We start from the raw sequence: 21,068 nt of genomic DNA on the forward strand, positions 1-21,068 counted from the left end.
AGCGTCGAAAAAGCCGACGCGCTATTTTGTGTATTCCAGCCCAGTGATGCCTCGCTGCCGAACTCACGTGCGCCCGGCGTTTGTAGCCACACGTAAGCCGCGTTGGCATAGGGTTCCACGCCCAGATCGGGTGTGATGGAGAAGCGCCGGCTGCCCTCGATAAAGCCCTGCGCCTGATGGGCGTGATAATTGGCGCGAGCCTTGCCTTCCAGGCCGGGAACGCGAAGCGAGCGCTGACTCGACAGCTCCAGATAGCTGTAGTTCAGCCCGGTGCGCCAATCCACCCCCGCCAGCTCGCCATCCATATAGAGCGCCGCGTGATAGGCGGTGACATCCGCGCGAGACGCTCTGTCGCCCATACTGATCCGGCTCTTTTCGCTGCCGACTGCTATGCCCAACGCGCTTGACTCGCCCATCCGAGCGCCGCAGCCCAGCAGGAAGCCGTAGCCCTGGTGGTCCACCGCCGCCTCGCCAGCGTCGCCCGATATTCGCCCATCGTTGGACCAGGTCGTCAACCAAAGCGGCTCGCCGAGACGGGAACGCATCGCGTCGTTGAGCGCATCTCGCACGTTCTGGCTACGCTGGATCATGGCTGAGCGCGAAGCGGCATAGAACTCGCCGCTGAGATTATCGAAGGCATCGCGTGCCGCATCGGCCGAGCTGACGTTGGCGATGGCGCTATACGCAGCTCCGCCGTTCAAACTGTCGAGCGCGTCAGCCACGGAATGCTGATTGATTGTTGCCGCCACATCGCTGAAACGTCGGGCGTTGCGCACCGTTTCAAGCCACGCGGCGTGGTCGTCATACCCCAACACGTCGGTAAGAAACAGGGCGTTGGCAGGTACGCCCCCGTCGCCGCCTAGCACCAGCGCATCAAATCGACCTGATACCACCCCGCTGGCATCAAGCAGCGTGTAGCGAGATCCAAGCGAACTGCGGCGTGAATTCATCACCCGCACCGTGCCGGCCAGACTGGCATTTTTCTCGACGATAAGCCTGTCTGACTGCCCTTGCGCATCAATCTCGAATTCGTAGATCGATCCCGGCGTGAAGCGAACGTTGCCGACGGTTAACGTCCCAATAGACGTCCCGGGCGCCAACATGCCGCCCGAGCCGACAATGACAGCGCCGCCGATGTTGCCATGCCCGCCCAGCACCGCGCTCGACATCACCCAGACATCCCCTGCCAGGCTGCCGCTGCCGCCAGCGCGTTTCGCCACAACCAGCCTTCCACCTTCCACCACGGTCGGACCACGGTAAGTATCATTGCCAGTCAGGTACAGCGTGCCGCCCCCTTGCTTGCGCAAACCGACGTCCAGATCGTACAACGCGCTGCCCGTATCAAGATTACGTACCTGAGCGATGTCATTGCTCCAAGTACTGTCGACCCCCTGAGTATCGACGCTGTACAGCGCGTAGCGTCCGCCATAGGCGTCCGAACTCAGATCGCTATCAGTCAGCCGTTTACCGTCCAGTTTTCCCGGCCCCTGCACCGCCTTATAGGCATTGACGATCCCCTGACCGAACAACGCCTGATAATCCGCCTGCGACATCAGCGTCATCGTGCTATCGGCCGCCGCCGCCAGAATCGCGGCCTTCACGTCGCCGTCACTCATACTGTAAAAGGGATTATTGCCCTTGAGGGCGTTCACCAGCGCGGCCATTTCTTCGTCGCTAAACGTGATGCCGCCCGACGCCGCATACACCTTGAGCTCCACGCCCGTCATATTGAGCGCGCTGTCGACGTTGTTGCGCGCCAGTACCACGGCCCGCGGCAGCTGCGCACCGCTCAAGGGCGTTGCGGTAGACAGCAATACATCGGCCAGCTGTTTGCCCGACAGGTAGGGGAAAGCCTCACTGACCAGTGCGCCCACGGCCGCCACATAGGGGGCGGAGAACGACGTGCCGCTGAGCGAGGAGTAATAGGTCTGATCGTAAGTTGTATAAATGTCGACGCCCGGCGCCAACAAACTGTACTCGGTCGCTCCCTGCGACAAGTTACTGAACGATGCGATAAACGCAGCGCTGGTCGTCGGCTGTCTGGGGTCGAAAGACATCACGCTGAGCCAGTTATTGGCTATCTTGTTCTCGAAGCCGGTCATATCCAGCACAGTAGGCAACGCCGACAGCAGCGTCGGCGTCAGATGCCCCTCATTACCGGCGGAGAAAACCAGCAGTTGCCCCTGCTCCGCGTTGCGCGTCGCTAGTTCGTTGAATCCCGGTATCCAGGTGTCGAACAGCTCGCTTTGCACGTCTGCATCGTAGGAAAACAGCTGATCAGGATAAATATCAAAGCCCCAGCTATTATTAACAATCTTCGTTTCGGGGTACTGCGCCATGATCGCCAGCGCGTTTGCCACGCTCGACGTCGTTAAGTCGACGCCGAGAGACAGAATATGGGCGTTATATGCCAAGCCGTGTATGCCGACATCATTTTTGGCCGCTCCCACCACGCCCGCTACCGCATAGCCGTGTCTGTTGTATTTATCCGGCGTAGATAACCACTGCGTCCCCTCTGCCACGCGGCCCAAAAACTCAGGGCCGCTTAAATCAGATTGGGAATCGATAATGCCTACCGTCGCTCCGGCGCCGCTGTATCCCAGCGAGTAAGCCTCTGCCGCAAACATCGCGTCTAGCGCGGGACCATTGTACTGATATTCCCGAGTGCGAAAGCCGTCGGCGCTCACCGCCTCGGCGGAAAAGGCGGGCAGCAGTAATGACATCGTGACCAGGCAGGCCAGCGGCGTCACGCTGCAACCGTGTTTGCCTTTGCCGCCCGCACGGTGCGGGTTGCGAATTCCCTTCATAAACAACTCCCTGTCAAACGTTGATATCGTGGTGACGCGCGGACTGACTCCGGGCGCGGCGGTTGCCATAACGATTGAAATGACGCGATGCGATAGGCTGGTCATGCACGGCTGCCTCTGCGAAGGAAGGCGTGCATCACTCGTCATCGGCTGGAGGAATCCGTCGCGTTACGCGAAGGCAATGAGGCGATGGCCTGCCATGAACGAAATTGCCTTTCACACCGTCGCAGGCTCCCTGCCATCTCGTCGCTGCCGCGGCCATTATAGGGAAGAATAAGCCATTCAATAACGAGAAAAAGACACTTTACTGACGGAATCTTTACAGTGTGGGGTAGAGAAGACAAACAGGCATGCAAAGAAAAAAAGGGAGGAATCAATGAAGCGAAAAGATGAAAATCCGCAGGGCGGCAAGCCCCATCGCGATGAGCGAAAAAAGAAACGGGGCCCGTAGCCCCGTCATCTTTCGCCCGTTAAGGCAGCGTCTTAAGCAGCGTTTTACGCTGTTCTTCCAGACCAGTCACACGCTGGCAGACATCACGTCCGAAGCGTTGAAAATCCATTTCCTGATTGTTCCACTCCGTTTGAATCGCCTGCTGCAATCCGCCCAGATTGCCCATGACGGCCTGCAACGGGTTGCCGCCGCCGTTGGCCATCTGTTTGACGCCCATCTCATTCAGGCTGTCTTGCAGAACGCCGCCCAGCGTCTGCTGCACAATCTGGCGACCGTCCTGCTCCACCTGCTTGATCGCCTGATGGTGGAAAGCCAATCCGTCGGGACGGTGCTCGATGATGCGGTTCATCTGCTGTTTGAGCTGGGTATTCAGCGTAGTCAGACGGCCACGAACATTGCTGTCGCTTCCCAGTTGCTGAACGATGACCTTATCCAGCGACTGACCGGCCTTTTCCAGATGCTGTTGCGCGCCCGCGTCTATCCACGGCAGCTGCTCACGCAGTTCAGCCTGATATTCCCGGGCCTGACGCCGCTGTTCCGACGTCAGGGTCAGCGTCTGGTTATCTTTGACCACATCCCCTTCCGGTGAAAACGCCAGGTTACCGCTGGCGCCCACAACCTTCACGCTTTGCGGCGAGATGAAAATGTCATCCTGCGGCTGAACCGGGCACTGATACTCCGCCCGCGCCTGCCAGGTCAATAGAATCAGTGCACCGAAGACGAGATTACGCAACAACATAGTGACTCCTGAAAAAAAGGGCGCCCAATGGGCGCCTCAATGATAGCCATAAAGGCGCAGGACCGAAGATGAAAATTCATCGACCTACCGCCATGCGTTTCCGCTTTAGCCCAGGTTCGGCGGCAGATCCCACCAGATGTCGAACAGGTCGCTGACGGTTACGTCGCTCAGCTGCTGTGATTCCAGCCACTCTTTGACCAGCTGGCGGTGTTCGTCCGTGCAATTGCCCAGTTTCTGCTGGCAAACCAGCCCCTGCCACTGCAGGTAGCCGCTGCCTTCAAAAGCCAGACCGCGGGGTTCGATAACATCGTCAACAAAGCGATCCAGCAGCCCGTCGATAGTTTCAACAGACGTGCCTTCCGCGAAACGGAAGCTGACCGAGAAACCCAGTTCCTTGAATTCTTCAATGTGTAACTTTTTACGTAAACGTCGGCTGCGATTAATCGCCATTACTCTTTCCTCTCAAACATGAGATCCCAAACACCGTGGCCTAAACGCTGCCCACGGGCTTCAAATTTCGTTAACGGGCGTGACGCCGGACGCGGTACATAGTCCTGGCTGTCGGACAGGTTGCGATAACCGTCGAGCGCCCCCATCACTTCGAGCATGTGCTCGGCATAAGGTTCCCAGTCGGTCGCCATATGGAACACACCGCCGATGCTCAGTTTGCTGCGCACCAGCTCGGCAAACGGCGGCTGAACAATGCGCCGCTTGTTGTGGCGCGCCTTGTGCCACGGATCCGGGAAGAACAGCTGTACCATGGACAGCGATCCCGCGGGGATCATGTTATCCAGGACATCCACCGCATCGTGGCACATCACGCGCAGGTTATCGATCCCGGCTTCCTGAGCGGACGCCAGACAGGCGCCCACGCCTGGCAGATGCACTTCGATGCCCAGGAAGTTCTGTTCCGGGTGCTGTTCGGCCATCGTGACCAGCGAGGCGCCCATGCCGAATCCGATTTCCAGCACGACCGGCGCATCACGACCGAACAGCGAGGTAAAGTCCAGCGCGTCGTCTTGATACTCCACACCCATTACCGGCCACAGGCTATCCAGCGCCTGTTGTTGCCCTTTGGTCAATCGCCCCTGGCGACGAACGAAACTGCGAATACGCCGCAAAGGACGACCATTTTCATCAAATTCCGGGGAGATGACGTTATTACTCATAGTGCTTACACGTTGTCAGGGGTTATGAAACAAGCGCGCAGTATAATGGATACCTATGAAAAATTCTTTCCTATCTGCCGAGGGCTGTTTCGCGCCTGCCGGGAAGCGAGGCGGCGGGCACCTGGCGGGCCCGCGCCTGTTCGATGCGCTCAGAGCAGTGGGTAGAGATCGCGATGGGTGCGGCAGTTCAGTTTGGTCAGGGACTTGTGTCGCTGGGCATAGAGGGTTTTAACGCTTTTATTCGTGTCTTGCGCCTCGCGTTTGGCACCGCGGCCGGACAGCAAACTGATAAATCCCCACATCTGTCCACGCGATAGCCGTGACTTGATTCGCTCCCGCTCGCTATGGCCGCCGGGATGAATGCGCTCATCGAGAAAGAGGCCCAGCTGGTGCATGGTGCAGCCGTCCAGCGGGAGGAGCACCGAGTCGATATTGTGGTAGCACATCGATAACAGTTTGAGGAGATTGGTTTTTCCAATAATGATCAGCCGTTCTTTATTCATATAAAGGGTATGACTGATATCGGAAGCAAAACGCAAGAAACGAACCAGATCGCTAACATCCTGTAAGAGGAAGATCAGGCGGTCGATGCTCGGACAGTCCGGTATAGCAGTCGTCGACGCCTCATCCGGTTTCACCAGCAGATAATCCAGTCGATAATCCTGTGGTCGTGCATATTCGCTTAACGCGTGCTGGACCGCGGGGTAATACAAATAGCATGACGTCACCAAGAATAATTTTATCTGACTCATCACCTTTTCCCAAGTATGTGCAGGCGGATCGCCGGATTCGGTCCGGACGATGATGGATACATCACAGTGTGCTTATTGATAACTCAGCGTAAAATGCGCGGTCGCGCTATAGCTGCCCGCGGCTAATGGTTCGCTGTCGACCTTTTCCAACCGGGCGCGGAAGTCCAAGCGGTTGTCGCCGTCGAACAAGGGGATCTTGCCCGTCTGTCCATTAAGCGCTAGTAGTTGGTCGGCACGATAAATACCGATGGCAACGCCTTTCGCAACCGAGGCGGAATCAATCGCCAGTCGTCCCGCCAGCGCGGTGTTTTCCTTGCCGGAAAAACTCACCACCACATCGCGCAGGGTTTCCGTGCTGCACTGGGTCAGCACTATCGAGAAATCGTGCCATTCGCCAGCCCGATCTGTCTGCAAGGTCCGCGCCGACGCTTCGCCCATGTCCACATCGATATTTTCTGAGTCCGATCTCAACACGCACGGTGAATCGACCACCCGGACATGGACCCCCACATCGTAAACGTAGTTCTGCGCGTTTCCGCTGCCGGCGGCCGCGGCGCTGGTAGCCAGCGACATCCCGTGAGCCCACAACAGGCCGTGTACGGTGCAGCAGATGACGGTTCTGCGTTTTATCGCGTTCGTCAAGGATCTAGTCATAGTTAAAACGCAAGATGATAAATTTCTCAACGTCGCCGGGTACCGCCGCATCCGACGCATACAGCTTGGCTGTGTATTGCTTTTCCACCGTGCCGCTGGCCGATGTCAGCCCTTTAATGAAGCTAATAAACTGGTTGTAGACGATGTTTGTGCCCGTCGAACCGTCTTCTATTTTCAACGTCGATCCATTGCCCATATCCATTCCGTCAGCGCTTACCAGAACATTGTTTCTGGAAGCCACATCGAAATTGACAGTGAGATCAAACCCTTTGCTGCAGTCCTCGCCGCCATCGGTCGAGGCGCTGATTTGGAAGTCATGCTGCGCCACGACGCCTGCGGAAGCGCTACTCCACGCCTGCACCGTGCCAAAATCGATATAGCTGTTAGGCGACACAATCAGATTGACCGAGCACTGGATGACCTCAATGTTCCTTAGCCCAGACAGCCGGAAAACGTAGTTACTGTCCGGTTTATTATTGATACCCAGTTCGCCATCCACCTGAAAGACGCTTAGAGAGTCTGTCCCTGAGATGCTGTTGGTGATGTCTCCGATTTTTTCCAGATACAGTTGCACCGTGGTGGGCATCACGGTCGGATTTTGCGGCGGCTTGGACCCGGACGGTCCCGGCGCGATAAATCGTCCTGTCGACACTCGCGAGCCAATGCCGCCGCCCCTAGAGACCACGCCCAGATCCTGACCATTGTAAATAATGCCGATCCCTATCCCGGCACCCACCACTTCTCCACCCGGATTGGGGTAAAAGTAGGCGTATTCACCCTGGGGCTTCACATTTTTATAAGCCCAGCAGGCCAGGTTGCGGCTGTAGGATTTAGACGTCCACAGCCGACTTCCCACCGGCAACGTCGAAGGAATTTTCAGCGAGCCGATATCTTCACTATCGAAAACCGGCCCATTGACCGTATCTTTACGGCACTCCAACGCGAAGGCGTCTACGGCCAGCATCGACAACATACTGCCGCAGAACCATGGCAGGCAGCGGCGCGCGCCGGAGGTCATTAATCTGTACATACTCTCCCCTTTTTCATGTTTTCGCCGACGTCGCCATATCTGCAGGTTTAGCGAGTGATGAGCCGTAGCGCGACATCTCCGGCGGTGGCGGCAGTCGATACTGCGCCGGTAAGATCAGTCGGGCCGACTCCTTCGACGTAGCGATCGTCATCTTCGCTCGCTGTCTCAGTGAGTTTGCTTATCGACTAGGGCACAAGTGGCCTGCTGGCAGGAAAAGCGCAGTTCCGGATGACCGCCAAAATCATTGACGTAATACAGCGAGAACTCCCGCACCGACGGGTCTTTGACATCGACATTGACGGATGACTTCGGCGCGATCATAAAAGCCCGGTTCTTTAAAAGAGAGGACGCAGCCTTAGCCGCAGACTGGCGTTGAATATTACTAACGGTGATGTAATACGGCGTGGGATTCTCCACGACTAACTGCTGACCGGACTTGCGGATATTGAGCCGGCGTTGCCAAATATCATCTTTAACCGGTTTAATGCCTTGAGGTCGATAAAACACTTTGATCTCCGACTGCACAGCAATCTGCAGCACATTAACCTTTTCCGGTTTTGGCGGGATCTCCCGCACATTCAGATAGAACAGCGACTCCCTATCCTGCGGAAGTTGGTCAATTCCCGACGTTTTCACCAAACGAATTAGAGTACGCCCGCCCGCCTCGATCCGCTGCAGCGGCGGCAACACCATCAGCGGGGTCGAAATTTTGCGGTGCTCGCTGTCTGTCAGCCAAGTTTGCGCCAGAAAAGGAAGGCTTCCGTTCTCGTTCGTCAGCGTGACGGTCGTGGTTTGCTCCTCCCCGTCGTAGACCACCCGCGTTCGGTCAAGATTGATCGCCGCCTGCAAGGTCGGTGAAAACACCACGATGCACGCCAGCAATACGGCAGGCATCCTGAAATGACGATGTTGGTTCATTTATTCTTCTCCAGTTGTTGCATTCGTTGTGGACAATGGCTGGCAAGGCAGTAGCAGACTCTCCAGGCCGGTTAAGGTTTGAGGCAGGGTGATTCGGTACGGCGCTTCGCCGTCCCATCGCACCGTTAATGTTTCATTTGGCTCGACGCCGGTGAGATAGACCTGCCCTTCCTCGGTCACCATCGCGACCTCGCGTCCGCTGGCATTGGTGACTGTCGCACCAAAGGGCGGGGGGCGGCCGTCTGGTAACCGCATACTGCCAAGCACCTTGCTCCCGCTGACGATCTCAAACTTGCGGTAACCAATCGCGCCCTCGGTCAGCGTACCTTGCACGATGGTTGTTAACGCTTCGGCATCCGCCGGTAGATGCTTTACGTCGACCCGCGTCGATACATCGAGGTAGCTGCTGGTGCCGGCAATCACCGCCAATCCATAGGCATTGGTGACCACGCTGCCGTTGGAGAACGGCACGTCCGCCACGCCGTGGGTATCCACCATCACTCGCGTCCCGCCATTGCTGACCTTCTGATGGGCAGCAACGCCGTAGCGAGTCGCGGTAATTCCCCCGAAGAGTGAAGCGTTAACATAAGTGTAACCTTCTTGCTGCCAGGACAGTCCCATGCTGACGTTGGTCGCCGACGCGGCGTAGTTGTATGTTCCACTAACGTAAGCCTTACTGGCAGCGTCGTAGCGCGTGCTCAAATTCCAGCTCTGGTTTTGATCCTGCTGATTGTTATAGGTCAGCGTCTGAGTCGTCGTACCGCCATAGCTGCCCAAGGCGTATCCCACGTGTTCCCGATCACGCAAGGGGAAGGAAAGATTGAAATAAATGCTATCGTCTGTATTCGCGTTGTAGAACGTTCGCCATGCTGACACGCCAGCGGAGACGCCCTTGAACGGCCCCAGATCCAGATAGGTGTTCAATGAAATGCCATAACGATGCTGCGGCCGCTCGTTCCAAAAGGTCTGTTGCGTATAGCTTAAGTAGGTCGACAAGCCATCCAACCATGGATTTTCACTATCGAAATTTTCTGATAGGGTGATGGCGTAACGCTCTTTTTCGCTGTGATATTGGCTTGCGCTGTTATTCAAGGTGTAAATATATTGGGGCATCCCCATGAAGGTGTTTTCAAGCGCACGGTATCCGGTAATATTCAACTGTCCGTTGATGGCCTCAAAAACCTTCGACCAGTTAACTGAAAACGAGCGCCCAGTTTGATTGGGGATGTTAAACAGGCGGGCGCGGGACTGGGTGATGTCGGCCGACACCGCGCCCAGCAGATAAAGGTTACGCCCGAGCCCCACTGACCCGGACTGATAGCCGTTGGACAAGGTTGTACCGCCATATAACGAGCAGGCGTTGTTCATTCCCCAGGAAAACTCGCTGGAGGAAAACGTCAAATTTTCCTGGCGGCGTTGATTGTCCGACGGGCGTCCTGCCGAAAGCTTGTATTGAATTTGCCCCGGCCGAGTCAGGTACGGGAGGCTGGCGGCTTCAGTCTTAAACGTCGTAACGGAGCCGTCTTCTTCCGTAATGCGGACGTCCAATGTCCCGGACACACCGCTGTTCAGATCCTGAAGAGAAAACGGTCCCGGCGGTACGGTAATTTCGTGAATAACGCGTCCGTTCTGCATAACGGTGACCGTCGCATTAGTTCGGGCCACGCCGCGGATTTCAGGGGCATAGCCACGCAGAGATGGCGGCAGCATGTTTTCATTGCTGACCAGACTGGCGCCGATAAACCGAAAGCTGTCGAACAGGTTGGTGTTGAGATACATTTCTCCCAGCCTGACATCGGCTGATATGGACGGCAGCGGGCGATATGCATAGAACTGATCCCAAGAGAAATGTGTGCTGTGAATACTCTGTGCGACATTCGTGTAATAGAGATAATCAGCGCGATAGCGCCACGCCCCAAGATTGAAGCCCGCCGTGCCATAGCTGCTTAAATAGCGGGATGCCCCCCCATTACCGGAGCCTCGACGCACATTGCCCGTCAGGCTATAGTCCAGCATCGCACCGTTGCTGCCTGAGTCCCACTGCTCCGGCGGCGTCCAGTTTTTATTGCTGTACTTCATCCAGGCCTGAGGAATGGTGATATTGAGCTCCCCCATCCCAATCTGATTGGAAACTTTCACCCCCGGGATGACAGTGACATCCGCGCACCGTCCTTCATTCCACCATGCAATGCCCTCCCCAGCTTCCGGCTTTAGCGCCAGCTTGCCGACGATTTCTTCATCAAGACAAAGACGTGATTTACGCCCATCCGGATCCAACGCTAGATAACTCACTTTACGCTGGTCAATCATTTTGTTGTTGACCTTAATCGTCAGCATATAATCGCCCGGGACAACGTAGTTCGAATCGGCAAAACGGCTCAAATCAATTTTATTACGGTCATCGACATCCAATACGCTAGTATTGAACTCCATCGACTTAACACTATTGGATAAAAAACAAACCACAAAAAGGCAATATAGCCAAGAGACAATCAGCTTATTTATGATTTTCTTTTTCTGTATATAACCTACTAACGCACCCCAGCATTCTTTTAATATCACACAGGAAACAAACATTAAATAACAACATACTCTTAAACCACCTGCGTAATAACATCCTTTACATTTCATTTGTTTATTATGCTACCAATAGATGAATGCCAGCTTAAAAAAACTGGTGTCAACGCAACGAGAATACAATCAAGAAATTTTCTCAATTTTATACAACTCATATTTAAATAAAATAACAAACAAATATCAAACTTACAGACAAACACAAAAATCTTTCAATAAAACACAACGACGGAATCAAGCCTCTGCACATAATTCATTTCAAAAAGCATTTATAAAATGATAAAAATAGTAACAAATCACATCAATAACATGGGTGTTGAACCGTTGAAATAAAAACACCATACCGCACCACATATTTTTTAATCACCCCCTCCACTTAGAAAATAGAAAACACAACAAGAAGTTAGTATTTTCATTTGTCTGATTACGTTATAAGGGCATCCTTTCCCATAAAATCAATTACTCGTAGGAAATAACGAAGTTAGCAGTACTTTCAAAATCACCGGTCGTCACATCCTTATCAGTCGGTAGTTTCTGTACGTAAGAGGTAAAGGATAAAGTGTTGTCGCCCTCAACCAGTTTATAATCACTCACGGCAGCCGTTGAGCCGTCAAAAGACACTTTTTCACCGGAATATAAAACTGCAATACCCGCGCCGCCAGCACTTCCATGCAACGCCAACAGTTTATTTTCCGTACCATCTGCAGTGCTCCCTGAGAATACTACTTTAGCGGTCGTCGACGTCTCAATCGAACAGTCCTTCAACGTGATATCAAAAGGTTTAACAACCGAAGTACCACCGCCTTCCAGTTCAGTTTTACTAATTTCACCAAACTCAATTGTCTGCGCCAAATCCTCCTGAGACACAGAGCATGGCGTATCAAGGATTTCCCCTTTGAAGGTAACCGTTCCATTGTTGCTATCTGTTGCCTGAACATTCATTACAGAGAAAGAGGAAACAGTAATAGCCATAGCCACAGCGATGTTTGATAATTTCATTTTCATTCCTGATTAAATTCAATAGATGAAAACGCGCTTGCTGGCAGCAGTCAACAAGAGCGCCCAGACCGGCCAATGCATTGATGTCAGGATCTTTCATCGACAGCGTATTCATCATCACCTTCTCGCCTTTTCCGCGCCGATTCATAATGTCAAGATCCAGTAGAACCGTCATGCGTTGAACGTACAATCATCTAACCACACACAAAAAACCAAGACAATTATCTTGTAATTAATACATTTATTTAGTCTTTATTCTTGGTTTTTAGTAAAAAATAGATTTTTTTACTAAAAAAATGTCGGGATTTATGTTTTTCACGATGTATATACCTTTATTATCCGCACTCTATTGGATAAATAACAGTTCTAATAAAAAAAGAGTCTGAAAAAATCAACATAGATTTACATTTGTATATATTAATTCCAACAAGCGAAGGCAGTTACTTATTTATTTTTGTATTTTTAATGTGATATAAATACGAACTTGAGGAAGAGTAGGGTCTACAGCCATGATTATACATATTGCTGTAGAAAAAAATACGACTTAGCAATAAACAGGCAACCCCTCATGACCTAATTTTTTCACCTTACCACACTGATTTTTAATATACATTCATAGAGCATCTATAAATGATCTATTTAATTAATAATTCGGTTGTCTTTACAGAAAAAGACAACACTTTAGCATGGGTCAATCGCCCAGAAGAAGCTATCTCTCTGAGCCAACCTGTAGCAAAACTTTTAAAAGTATTACTTATTAACCCAGGAATTGCATTAAGCAAGGAGTATCTGTTGACTGAGGTTCTGGAGAAAAATTCTCTGGCACCGTCGGTGAACAACTTGAACAACTACATTTCTTTATTGAGAAAATCTCTGCGTGAATATGATCTAGCTGGGTTGCTTGTGACTGTCCCTAAAATCGGCATCATGTTTAATACGTTAGATATTGAGGTAACAGACGACGCTCCGCAAGATACTCCCCCCCAACGCATTGAAATAAAGAGAACAACCCATAAAAAACAGTTTCTTTTTATCGTGGGTTTAAGTGCAGTTGTATTTAGTCTGTTTTTTATGTTTATCTTTTCGACTGTTCTTCCTAACAGAGAAATTTTCAGGGATGATAAGATTACATCCTGCCACTTTTCTTATCTGGACGATGACTCTCTAAATGATGGTTTTCCGGAAAAATATCATTACCTATGTAGAGACGATGTCAACCTTTATTATTTTTCCAGGAAGATAACCATACCTAAAATTGCGACCAGAGAAGAAACTATTATCATTTCTTGTAAAAAAGAAGGAAAAAGGTGTTCAACGTATGTCTTTATCAACAACTAAAAAACCATTAATAATAATTGCAGTAACCATATTATTATTGACAATTACATTCTCGTTTTTTCACGATTATTACCCCGCTTATGAAAAACCGCTAATGTGTCGAGGGGAAATAAGTTCAACAATTAAAAACGGAGAGGAATCCATTGTTAAAAGTTATGTAATTAATTTCTATTTAGGCGCAAAAGGCAAGGGATCCATGGCCCTACATGGGATTTATATTGACGTTAATAAACCCTCAGAAATTTTGGAACGTACATTCACGTTTGATTACAGCTGGAATAAGAATTACCTCATTATGAAAAACACCGCCATGTTCAAGAATTCGGCAGATACCGCTCCTGACAATGCGACGCCTTATAGCAAGAATGAGGTCATCCGTTTCGAAATGCTGACGGATAAGGTTTATCTGGTCAGCGCCTTCCGCCCTACGTTCGCCTGCAACGTGCGCTAATGAAGCCAACCCGTGGTCGATGACCTATCGCACGGGTCATCAACCAATGCCGCTCAGCGCATGTCGACAAAGGAATGTCCGGGGCTATTACACGGTAATAAATGCTCCGGCCGCCCCCTCATCACATCGACCACTGAAATTGTCGCGGCGAGTGCCGCGCCGCGTGCTGCATGCGCTAAGGGACTCGTTCAGGAAACTTCGGGTTTACAGCACATTCACACTATGCTGGAATCGCTTTCAATTTTCACCTGCCGGATAGCGATCCCTTCTTATGAAACAAGCGCAACAGTTCGCGCAACACGTGCTGGAGTGGTATGACCGTTTCGGGCGGAAAACGCTGCCCTGGCAACTCGATAAATCGGCCTATCAGGTCTGGCTCTCCGAGGTCATGCTGCAACAAACTCAGGTCGCCACCGTCATTCCGTACTTTCAGCGCTTTATCGCCCGCTTCCCCAACGTGAACGCTCTAGCCGCCGCGCCGTTGGATGAGGTTCTGCACCTCTGGACCGGGCTGGGTTATTACGCTCGTGCACGGAACCTGCATAAAGCTGCGCAGATCATTGCCGAACAACACGGCGGTGTATTCCCCACGACGTTCGACGATATCGTGGCGCTGCCGGGCATTGGTCGTTCCACAGCAGGGGCTATTCTTTCTCTGGCTCAAGGACAGCACTACCCGATTCTGGATGGCAACGTGAAGCGCGTGCTCGCCCGCTGCTACGCCGTCGCGGGCTGGCCGGGGAAAAAAGAGGTGGAAAACCGCCTGTGGAATATTAGCGAAACCGTCACACCGGTTCAGGGTGTGGGCGCATTTAATCAGGCAATGATGGATTTGGGCGCGATGATTTGCACACGCAGCCGCCCCAAATGTGAACTTTGTCCGCTCAACACGCAATGTATCGCCTACGCTAACCACAATTGGGCAGATTACCCGGGCAAGAAACCCAAGCAGACGATACCGGAGAAAAGTGCCTGGTTTGTCATGATCAGGCAACAGCAGCGCGTATGGCTGGAGCAGCGTCCGACCGTCGGACTGTGGGGCGGATTATTCTGTTTTCCCCAATTCGCGACCCAAGAGGAAGCGCATAACTGGCTTCGGCTGCGTGGAATGTCGCTGACCGGGCTGCAGCAAGGCATCGCGTTCCGACATACCTTCAGCCACTTTCATCTGGATATCGTCCCTCTGTTGCTGGATGTTTCCAGCCAGAGCGCCTGCATGGATGAAGGCGCCGGTCTCTGGTATAACTTAGCGCAGCCGCCAGCTGTGGGGCTCGCAGCCCCGGTAGAACGCCTGCTGCAACAGCTGGCTCAGTCGCAGTCCGTCTTTGTCGATGTCTGCGCGCCAAATAATGAGGAAGAAGCATGAGCAGAACGATTTTTTGTACATTTTTACAACGTGAGGCCGAAGGTCAGGATTTTCAGCTGTATCCGGGCGAGCTGGGAAAACGCATCTATAACGAAATATCCAAGGATGCCTGGGGTCAGTGGCAAACCAAGCAGACGATGCTGATCAACGAGAAAAAGCTCAGCATGATGAATGTGGAAGACCGCAAGCTGCTGGAAGAAGAGATGAAAAAGTTTCTTTTTGAAGGCAAGGACGTGCAAATCGACGGCTATACGCCGGAAGATCAGTAATCGCGCAGGGGCCTGGCGGCCCTGATAACACACGCTCCCGACACGGCCTGATATGATGAAGAAACTGCTAGCTTTGCTGTGCATCGCTCCGCTGCTGATCTCTTGTTCCAGCAACAAAGGCAGCGAAGATGCGGAAGTCTATGTCAAAGACACCAACGCCTTTGATATTTTGATGGGCCAATTCGCCAATAACATCGAAAACATCTGGGGCATCAACGAAGTATTGATCGCCGGCCCCAAGGATTACGTTAAGTATTCCGACCAATACCTAACCCGTAGCCACGTCAACTTCGATGCCGGTACGATCACCATTGAAACCATCAACCCGACCCACTACGAAGCCAGCCTCCGTCAGGCTATCGTCACCACCCTGCTGATGGGCGATGACGCCAGTAACGCCGACCTGTATTCCGACGCCAACGATATTCAGATCAGCCGTGAGCCGCTGCTGTATGGTCAGGTGTTGGATAACACCGGCGAGCCTATTCGTTGGGAAGGCCGCGCCGGCAGCTTTGCGGACTATCTGATCCAGAACAAGCTGCAACGCCGCGCATCCGGCGTGCACGTTATCTGGACGGTGACCATTCAGCTGGTGCCGAACCATCTGGACAAACGTGCCCACAAATATCTGCCGCTGGTCCGTAAAGCCGCAGACCGCTATGGCATCGAGCCTTCCCTGATCCTGGCTATCATGCAGACTGAGTCGAGCTTTAACCCCTACGCGGTGAGTCACTCCGATGCATTGGGCCTGATGCAGGTCGTACAGCACAGCGCTGGACGCGACGTCTTCAAGATGAAGGGGAAATGGGGACAGCCAAGCCGTAGCTACCTGTTCGATCCGGAAAACAATATCGATACCGGGACCGCCTATCTGGCCATGCTGAAAAACGTATATCTGGGCGGCATTCAGAATCCGACCTCACAGCGCTATGCCGTTATCACCGCCTACAACGGCGGCGCGGGCAGCGTGCTGCGCGTGTTCTCCAGCGATAAGGAGGCCGCAGTGAGCGCGATTAACGGCATGTCGCCCAACGATGTCTATCAGACGCTAACGACGCGGCACCCTTCTCAGGAGTCCCGTCGTTATCTGTATAAGGTGAACTCGGCGCAGAGAAACTACCGTCGCTGAAGACCACGTTGCGAACCTCCGGCCTCGCCGGAGGTTCGGTTTTATCACACGGTTTTTGAAGGCACGGACAACGGTATGCCGCTTTTGTTTTGGTGGGGGGCGACGGGCTAACGCCATTTCCTGACGAATTTTCCGCCAGTACTCTTGGCCCTCCGGCTTAATAAGCAAATGCTATACCCGAGCTATTGAATAGCAACAATCACTACAAAAAACCAAAAATCGTTCTATATATCACTATATTTTTATAATAATGCATGATTATTATCTCTATTTTATGTATTACTCACGCAGACAATTTTTGCCTAGGATGCCAAGAAAAGGTAGCATCGCAAACGTTTTTCAATTCCTGCCCCTGCATACCGCTAGGGACTGGCAGCATATGCAAAGGCCGAACTTTAACGGTTAACTCATTAAATAATATGTCATTTCTTTCTTATGAATGATAAGACAAGGGATCTGGACGGGTAATGAATCAGCATAAAAGCAAAGACTCTGAACGCCATGCGGCCAAGCGACGCTGGCTCGATTCACATGAAGTGGGATACCACAAAACCATGGGTAACAGACAGGTACAGATGATCGCCATCGGCGGTTCCATCGGTACCGGCCTGTTCTTAGGCGCGGGCGCTCGTTTACAGATGGCTGGCCCCTCTCTGGCTCTCGTGTATCTCGCTTGCGGTATTTTCTCCTTTTTCATTCTGCGCGCGCTGGGCGAGTTGGTGCTGCATCGCCCCACCAGCGGCAGTTTCGTCTCCTATGCCCGAGAGTTTCTCGGAGAGAAAGCCTCGTACGTCGCGGGTTGGATGTATTTCCTCAACTGGGCGATGACCGGTATCGTCGACATTACCGCCGTCGCGCTCTACATGCATTACTGGGGCACATTTGCCGACGTCCCGCAGTGGGTCTTCGCCCTCAGCGCGCTGGCACTTATCACCACCATGAACATGATCGGGGTGAAGTGGTTTGCGGAAGCGGAGTTTTGGTTCGCGCTGGTCAAAGTCATCGCGATTTCGCTGTTCCTGATTGTGGGGACCATTTATCTCGGCTCCGGGCTTGAACTAGACGGCAATCGTACCGGCCTCCATCTCATTACCGATAACGGCGGGCTATTCCCTCACGGAATGCTGCCGGCGCTGGTATTGATACAGGGCGTGATATTCGCCTTTGCGGGCGTGGAGCTGATCGGCACCGCCGCCGGTGAGTGTAAAGACCCCGAGAAAATGCTGCCCAAAGCCATCAACAGCGTGATCTGGCGCGTGGGTCTGTTCTATGTCGGTTCGGTGATTCTGCTGGTGTGTCTGCTGCCGTGGAACGCCTATCAGGCGGGGCAGAGCCCATTCGTGACGTTCTTCAGCAAGTTGGGCGTCCCTTACATCGGCACAATCATGAATATCGTGGTGCTGTCGGCGGCGCTCTCCAGCCTCAACTCTGGGCTTTACTCCACCGGACGTATTCTACGTTCGCTGTCGCTGGGAGGCTCCGCGCCGAAGTTCATGTCCAAAATGAGCGCGCAGTCCGTACCTTATGCGGGTATTTTGGTCACCGTCGGCATCCACGCCATCGGCGTGTTCCTGAACTACATCGTTCCGTCGCAGGTATTTGAGATTGTATTGAACATCGCTTCGCTCGGTATCATCAGCTCTTGGGGCTTTATCATTGTCTGTCAGATGAAGCTGCGTCAGGCGATTAAAGCAGGGAAAGCCAAACCGATCAGTTTCAAGATGCCTGGCGCGCCGGTGACCTCCTGGCTAACGCTGGGGTTCCTGCTGTCAGTACTGGTACTGATGGCGTTCGATTACCCTAACGGCACCTACACCATCTCCACGCTGCCGCTGCTTGCCATCATGCTGACGATGGGCTGGTATAGCCTGCGCCGCCAAAAGCAGGACGCGAATCTGGTTAAACAGAAGCACGAGCAGCAGGAAACCTCGAACCATCCGTAACGCTTTCTGACGTCTATCACCGGGGCTTTAGCCCCGGTATATTCAGTTCCTAGTTCGACACCACATGGGCATACAGCCGTTTACGTCCATCCTCTTCCGTAACGACGTACACGCCCTGCAGCTCCGGCGCAAAGCCCGGCATCAGATTCAAACCTGCCTCCAGCGCCAGGAAGTAACGCAGTACCGCTCCGCCCCACACTTCCCCTGGCACCACGCATAGCACGCCCGGCGGATAAGGCAACGCCCCCTCAGCCGCAATACGCCCTTCGGCCTCGTCCAGCGTAATCAGTTCGATATCGCCCCGGATAAAACAGCTGTGCGCCTCTTGCGGCAACATGACCGCCGCAGGGAACTCCGCTTGGCGGAACATCGCTTTCTGAAGACGCTTCACGTCATGACGCGCATAGAAATCGTGCATTTCCTGACACAACCGACGCAACGTATAGCCTTCGTAGCGCTGACGATACTTCTGATACAGGCTTGGCAGAACGTCGCTTAACGGAGCGTTTTGCTCAATCAACTGCTCGAAGCGCGCCAATGCCTGCACTAAATGATGCATCTTGCGGCTATCTTCCGCCGGGGTCAGCAGAAACAGTATCGTATTCAGGTCGCATTTTTCCGGAATGATGCCGTGTTCGCGCAGATAGTTGGCCAAAATGGTGGCCGGTATGCCGAACGGCGTGTACTCACCGCTTTCCACATCAATACCGGGCGTCGTCAGCAGCAGCTTACAAGGGTCGACAAAATACTGATCCTGCGCGTATCCCTCGAAGGCATGCCAGCGTTCCCCCGGTTCAAAGTGGAAGAAGCGGACGTCCTGCGCCATCGACTCCGTGTCGTGCTCCTGCCAGGGAATGCCGCTCACCGACGTTGGGACGAAAGGCGCGATCATGGAACACTGTTCGAGCAGCTGTTTGCGGGTTTCGATGCCCAACTTCACGCACTCCTGCCACAAGCGGCGGCCGCTCGTGCCTTCATGCATCTTGGCGTTGACATCCAGCGCGGCGAAAAGTGGATAGAACGGACTCGTCGAGGCATGCAGCATAAAGGCATTGTTGAGCCGCTTATGGTTGCAGAAACGCTTCTGCCCCTTGATGTGGGTGTCTTTCTTGTGGATCTGTGACGTTTGGGAAAAGCCGGCCTGTTGTTTATGCACCGACTGCGTCACAAAGATCCCCGGATCGTTTTCATTGAGTTCGAGAAGAAGCGGCGAGCACTGCTCCATCATCGGAATAAACTGTTCGTAACCGACCCAGGCGGAATCAAACAAAATGTAGTCACAAAGATGACCGATACTGTCGACCACCTGACGCGCGTTATAGATGATGCCGTCATAGGTGCCAAGCTGGATCACCGCCAGACGGAATGGCCTTGCCACCTCGGCGCGCTCAGGGGCTACCGCCCTGATCTGCTCACGCAGGTAAGCCTCGTCAAAGCAATGAGCGTCGATGCCGCCAATCAGACCAAACGGGTTTCGCGCCGTTTCGAGATACACCGGCGTCGCGCCCGCCTGAATGAGCGCACCGTGATGATTGGACTTGTGATTGTTACGGTCGAACAGCACCAGATCGCCCCGCGTCAGCAGCGCATTGGTGACGACCTTGTTCGCCGCGGAGGTGCCGTTCAGCACAAAATAAGTTTTGTCCGCATTGAAGATCTTGGCTGCGAATTTCTGGGCTTTTTTCGCGGCACCTTCGTGGATCAGCAGGTCGCCCAGTTTCACATCCGCATTGCAGATATCCGATCGAAAGAGGCTCTCCCCATAAAACTCATAGAACTGACGCCCGGCGGGATGCTTGCGGAAGAATTGTCCGCCTTGATGACCCGGGCAGGCAAAGGTCGTCGCGCCCATTTCGACATATTGGGTCAACGTGTCGAAAAACGGCGGCAATAGCGCATCTTCATACGTACGGGCCGCCGCCTCCAGCAGAACGGCATGCTCGCCCGCCTCATCCAGGTTCAGCCACTCACTGCCTGGGGGCAACATTTCGGTGCTCCCCTCTTCCGGCATACGCAGCACAAAAGCCGGGATAGCAAACCCCGTGTGATGTAACACTGACAAAATACCACTGTGAGCTTCATCAGCAGATACCACCACTGCAGCGATATCCGTAAAGTCGGTCTGACTCATGGCGACTACCGCTCGTTCAGTGATTAAACGGGCGGCAACCGCTGAATTGGCCGCAATTTTCAACTGTTTCATGTAACAAACCCAAACGATCAAAGATGAGTATATGTGCCTGAAAGACACACCGCTGGGATAACGCGCCCAACCGTGCCGGTCGTGTTCCGTCCGCCGATACCATTTAGTGTATGACTCGTGCGGAAAACTGCCGAAACAAAGGAGATACGGGCCCGTTTTATCCGATAGACATCAGTAAAATCAGAGCGATAACTCTATTTTTAATCATGTCTAACAGTGAGCGTCGACACGCCTCACCGCATAGCGAAGGGAAATAAACTAGAGAAAGAGAAAGCT

Annotated in this window: 18 protein-coding genes; 6 read left to right on the forward strand and 12 right to left on the reverse strand. The window is 53.0% G+C overall.

The window, feature by feature from the left end:
* The 11 genes from AU511_RS12000 to AU511_RS12045 form a co-directional block, all read right to left on the reverse strand.
* Window positions 1–2,807: autotransporter serine protease (locus AU511_RS12000; RefSeq protein ID WP_167372030.1), on the reverse strand; the 2,807-nt coding region annotated here is incomplete at its 3' end.
* 470 nt (window positions 2,808–3,277) lie between these two features.
* Window positions 3,278–3,997 (reverse strand): YggN family protein, encoded by a 720-nt coding sequence (locus AU511_RS12005; RefSeq protein ID WP_100059674.1) that lies wholly within the window; start codon window positions 3,995–3,997, stop codon window positions 3,278–3,280.
* Between the two features lie 105 nt (window positions 3,998–4,102).
* Entirely contained in the window at window positions 4,103–4,447 is a 345-nt protein-coding gene (locus tag AU511_RS12010) for a YggL family protein (RefSeq protein ID WP_094101408.1), read from the reverse strand.
* Entirely contained in the window at window positions 4,447–5,166 is a 720-nt protein-coding gene (trmB, locus tag AU511_RS12015; protein ID WP_094101407.1) for a tRNA (guanosine(46)-N7)-methyltransferase TrmB, read from the reverse strand. Before trmB ends, AU511_RS12010 begins: the two co-directional genes overlap by 1 nt.
* A 149-nt stretch (window positions 5,167–5,315) precedes the next feature.
* Complete coding sequence (locus AU511_RS12020) at window positions 5,316–5,918, reverse strand: hypothetical protein (protein ID WP_094109831.1); 603 nt, start codon at window positions 5,916–5,918, stop codon at window positions 5,316–5,318.
* Between the two features lie 72 nt (window positions 5,919–5,990).
* A complete protein-coding gene (locus tag AU511_RS12025; protein ID WP_167372031.1) occupies window positions 5,991–6,572 on the reverse strand; it encodes a fimbrial protein in 582 nt (193 codons plus the stop codon).
* Window positions 6,565–7,602: a hypothetical protein gene (locus AU511_RS12030; protein WP_240503821.1), complete on the reverse strand. Its 1,038-nt coding sequence runs from the start codon at window positions 7,600–7,602 to the stop codon at window positions 6,565–6,567. The genes AU511_RS12025 and AU511_RS12030 overlap by 8 nt, the downstream gene beginning before the upstream one ends.
* 13 nt (window positions 7,603–7,615) lie before the next feature.
* A complete protein-coding gene (locus AU511_RS17455) occupies window positions 7,616–7,753 on the reverse strand; it encodes a hypothetical protein (RefSeq protein WP_167372032.1) in 138 nt (45 codons plus the stop codon).
* 14 nt (window positions 7,754–7,767) lie between these two features.
* A complete protein-coding gene (locus AU511_RS12035) occupies window positions 7,768–8,520 on the reverse strand; it encodes a fimbrial biogenesis chaperone (protein ID WP_094109833.1) in 753 nt (250 codons plus the stop codon).
* Window positions 8,521–10,953, reverse strand: coding sequence for a fimbria/pilus outer membrane usher protein (locus tag AU511_RS12040; RefSeq protein WP_240503822.1), 2,433 nt, complete (start codon window positions 10,951–10,953; stop codon window positions 8,521–8,523). It abuts the gene before it with no gap.
* Window positions 10,954–11,553: 600 nt separating this feature from the next.
* A complete protein-coding gene (locus tag AU511_RS12045; protein WP_094109835.1) occupies window positions 11,554–12,093 on the reverse strand; it encodes a fimbrial protein in 540 nt (179 codons plus the stop codon).
* Window positions 12,094–12,723: 630 nt separating this feature from the next.
* Between AU511_RS12045 and AU511_RS12050 the strand changes: the two genes are divergently transcribed.
* The 6 genes from AU511_RS12050 to ansP all read left to right on the forward strand — a co-directional run bounded on the left by AU511_RS12050 (window position 12,724) and on the right by ansP (window position 18,589).
* A complete protein-coding gene (locus tag AU511_RS12050; protein WP_094109836.1) occupies window positions 12,724–13,431 on the forward strand; it encodes a winged helix-turn-helix domain-containing protein in 708 nt (235 codons plus the stop codon).
* On the forward strand, window positions 13,412–13,882 hold the full coding sequence (locus AU511_RS17270) for a FidL (protein ID WP_139829373.1): 471 nt from the start codon (window positions 13,412–13,414) through the stop codon (window positions 13,880–13,882). Before AU511_RS12050 ends, AU511_RS17270 begins: the two co-directional genes overlap by 20 nt.
* 271 nt (window positions 13,883–14,153) lie before the next feature.
* The gene (gene mutY, locus AU511_RS12060) at window positions 14,154–15,248 is read left to right on the forward strand and encodes an A/G-specific adenine glycosylase (protein WP_094109838.1); all 1,095 of its coding nucleotides are present in this window, start codon (window positions 14,154–14,156) and stop codon (window positions 15,246–15,248) included.
* Window positions 15,245–15,517, forward strand: coding sequence for an oxidative damage protection protein (locus tag AU511_RS12065; RefSeq protein WP_026742974.1), 273 nt, complete (start codon window positions 15,245–15,247; stop codon window positions 15,515–15,517). Before mutY ends, AU511_RS12065 begins: the two co-directional genes overlap by 4 nt.
* A 55-nt stretch (window positions 15,518–15,572) precedes the next feature.
* Window positions 15,573–16,646, forward strand: coding sequence for a membrane-bound lytic murein transglycosylase MltC (gene mltC / locus AU511_RS12070; RefSeq protein WP_094109848.1), 1,074 nt, complete (start codon window positions 15,573–15,575; stop codon window positions 16,644–16,646).
* Between the two features lie 467 nt (window positions 16,647–17,113).
* Window positions 17,114–18,589, forward strand: coding sequence for an L-asparagine permease (gene ansP / locus AU511_RS12075; RefSeq protein ID WP_094101399.1), 1,476 nt, complete (start codon window positions 17,114–17,116; stop codon window positions 18,587–18,589).
* A 49-nt stretch (window positions 18,590–18,638) separates the two neighbouring features.
* On the opposite strand, the gene AU511_RS12080 is transcribed toward ansP, so the two are convergent.
* Complete coding sequence (locus AU511_RS12080; protein ID WP_094109839.1) at window positions 18,639–20,792, reverse strand: ornithine decarboxylase; 2,154 nt, start codon at window positions 20,790–20,792, stop codon at window positions 18,639–18,641.
* Between the last annotated feature and the right edge of the window lie 276 nt (window positions 20,793–21,068).

Source organism: Lonsdalea iberica (assembly GCF_002111585.1).
Lineage (GTDB): Bacteria > Pseudomonadota > Gammaproteobacteria > Enterobacterales > Enterobacteriaceae > Lonsdalea > Lonsdalea iberica.